Annotated in this window: 4 protein-coding genes; 3 read left to right on the top strand and 1 reads right to left on the bottom strand. The window is 65.6% G+C overall.

Annotated elements, in window-relative coordinates:
* From AC3AYF_RS19885 to AC3AYF_RS19875, 3 genes are all read left to right on the top strand, one after another.
* Nucleotides 1–561 (top strand): formate/nitrite transporter family protein (locus AC3AYF_RS19885; protein WP_295041414.1); only part of this gene is annotated, 561 nt, incomplete at its 5' end.
* A gap of 189 nt (nucleotides 562–750) precedes the next feature.
* A complete protein-coding gene (locus AC3AYF_RS19880) occupies nucleotides 751–1,422 on the top strand; it encodes a hypothetical protein (protein ID WP_295041416.1) in 672 nt (223 codons plus the stop codon).
* A 23-nt stretch (nucleotides 1,423–1,445) separates the two neighbouring features.
* Nucleotides 1,446–1,991, top strand: coding sequence for a FlgO family outer membrane protein (locus AC3AYF_RS19875; RefSeq protein ID WP_487780253.1), 546 nt, complete (start codon nucleotides 1,446–1,448; stop codon nucleotides 1,989–1,991).
* An 88-nt stretch (nucleotides 1,992–2,079) separates the two neighbouring features.
* Here the strand turns inward: AC3AYF_RS19875 and AC3AYF_RS19870 are convergent.
* On the bottom strand, nucleotides 2,080–2,874 hold a 795-nt coding region (locus AC3AYF_RS19870; protein ID WP_487780252.1), incomplete at its 5' end, for an alpha-isopropylmalate synthase regulatory domain-containing protein.

Below are 2,874 nucleotides of genomic sequence, written 5' to 3'. Positions count from 1 at the left end.
GGGTTCCTGGTGGTCATCATGGCCCGCCAGCAGCTTTTCACCGAGAATACCGTGACGGCGGTGCTTCCCGTGATGAGCCAGCCCCGGCTCGGCAAGTTCGTGTGCCTGCTCCGGCTCTGGGGCGTGGTGCTGGTGGGCAACCTGGTCGGCGTCGCCGTCTCCGCCTGGGCCATTCTGGCACTGCCGATCTTCTCGATGCAGACCCACGAGGCGTTCCTCGCGCTGGGCGAGCACATCCTCGAGAACACGCCGATGCAGATGTTCGCCAAGGGCATCGTGGCCGGATGGATGATCGCGACCATGGTCTGGCTGCTGCCCAGCGCGGGAAGCGCCAAGATCTGGGTCATCCTGATCGTGACCTACCTCGTCGCGATCGGCGAGTTCACGCATATCATCGTCGGCTCCACCGAGGTGATGTACCTGGTCTTCTCCGGCCACGCCGGCTGGTCGGAATACCTGTTCCACTTCGGCTTCCCGACCCTGCTCGGCAATGTCGTCGGCGGCACCTTCATCTTCGCCCTGATCAGCCACGCGCAGATCCGCAGCGACAGCGATCGCTAAGCTCCGTCTGAAAAATGCCTGCGCTCGCCGACTTTTCTTACGAACCCTGAGTAGGCGCCAGGGAGAGCGAAACCGCTCGCCTGACGCAGTTTTCCCCGGCCGCGCTCAAGCCGAGCGCGTGCCCGCCGATACTCTCCGAAAGCCATAACCATACAGACGTCCCGGCGATCGGACAGGAACTCTCTACACATGTCATTGAAACCTTGGGTGCTGCTCTGCGGCCTGCCGCTGCTGAGCGGCTGCTTCGGCGTCAACACCTCCCAGGCCCCGCTGGCCACCACCTACCCGGCGACCACCCAGCAGCGTATGCAGGCCGCCTATCACTGGGAGGTGCTGGCGCGGCACGAGGCCAAGGCCATCATGGCCGACCGCAGGCTCGATCGGCGCGCGCTCTATATTAGGCCCCCCGAGACCGCAACCGCCTTCAGCCGCGGCTTTGGCTCGCTGCTGACCAGCGAGCTGGTGAAACAGGGCGCCACGGTCAGGACCAGCGATCTCGGCGCGGCCACCGTCACTTTCGACGTGCAGGTCGTGGCACACCGGGATCGCCAGCCGATCCGCCCACCCCAGGGCGCGTTGACCGCCCTGGCGGCAGGCATCGCGGTGGCAACGATTCCGTTCAACCACTGGCGCGAGCCCTCGCTGGCGCTGATCCCTGCCGCCGGGCTGGTCGACCTGTTCAGCGGCAGCTGGACCTCGGAGAGCGACGAGGAGGTGATCATCACCGTCCAGGCCGACGAGTACCAGACCCTGCTCTACTCCTCTTCCAATCTCTACTACATCAACCCCGGCGATAGCGGCCAATACGGCCGTGCGCCGGCTGCCGAGCAGGGCCAGCTCAAGGTATCGTCGCAATGGTGAGGCGCAGCCGAGAGAGTTCCGCAATGTCCGTATCTTTCTGCGCTCGGCTGCTGCTCGTGCTGCTGCTGGCGGCACTGACAGGCTGCTCGATGCTCGACCCCAACGGTCGCCCACACCAGCCGACCACCCTGGAGCGGGTCGACTCGGCAGCCAAGGCGCTGGTCGAGAATAGCCGGGGGCGGCTCGACGACCCCGCACCGCTGGTCGCCACCACCTTCGTCGACGTCGACCACCTCGGGCAATCCTCGACCCTGGGCCGTACCCTGAGCGAAATGTTCGTCTCGCGGTTGGTCGAGTCTGGCCAGCAGGTGATCGAGGTCAAGCTGCGCAACAGCCTCTACATCGAAGAGAACACCGGCGAGCTGATCCTGTCGCGTAACGTGCAACGGCTGAGTCAGGATTACGACGCCAGCGCGGTGCTGGTGGGCACCTACGCTCAGGCCCAGGATCGGCTGTTCGTCAATGCCCGGGTGGTGCGTATCGCCGATCGCGCAATCCTCGGCGCGACCAGCTTCGAGCTGCCGCTCAACAATGATCTGCGTACGCTGCTGCCCCCCAGCTACCCCTGAGCCGAGCCGACCGCGAGACTATCTCGACAACGCAGAAGGGCGCCCGATGGGCGCCCTTCTCGTCTTGCCTCGCGGCGGTCGGTGACGCTCAATCGACGGTGGTCGCGCGCGCCTCGGTGGTCTGCGGCGCACCCTGGGCCTCGGCCAGATTGATCCCGGAGAGGATCGCCTTGAGCGAGGCACTGACGGTGTCGCTGTCCTCGGCCACGGCGCAGACGCGTTGCCCGTCGACGTTGAGCTGGACGAAGGCGATGGCGTTGGCCTCGCTGTCGCCACCCAGCGAGTGCTCCGCGTAGTCGATGATGCCGACGCTGACGCCGGAATGCTTCTGCCACGCGTCGGTGAAGGAGGACATCGCACCGTTGCCCTTGCCGGAGAGACGCAGCGTCTCGGCGCCCTGCCACAGGGTCACCTCGATGCCTTCGTCCTGCCCTTTGGAAAGACGATAGTCGGCCAGCGACAGCGGTGACTCGCAGGTGAACCGGTCGAACATCACCTGGCGAATGATCTCGCTGGAGAGTTCGCTGGCCCGCTTCTCGCTCTCCTGCTGCACGTGGGGCGCCAGCGCCAGCATCATCCAGCGCGGCAGGCTGATGCCGTAGTCGCGCTCGAGCAGGAACGCCATGCCGCCCTTGCCGGATTGGCTGTTGACCCGAATCACCGCCTGATAGTCGCGACCGATGTCATGCGGATCGATGGGCAGATAAGCGACCTGCCACGGCTCGTCCGGCCGCTGCTTCTTGAGCGACTTGCGGATCGCGTCCTGATGGCTGCCCGAGAAGGCGGTGTAGACCATCTCGCCGACCCAGGGGTGGCGCGGGTGAATCGGGATGTTGGTGCACTCGTTGACCACTTCGCTGATCTCGTCCGGCCGCGGCAGGTC

Source organism: Salinicola sp., assembly GCF_982684285.1.
The sequence above is the reverse complement of the archived record's forward strand: the minus strand, read 5'-3'. Positions and strand labels throughout refer to the sequence as shown.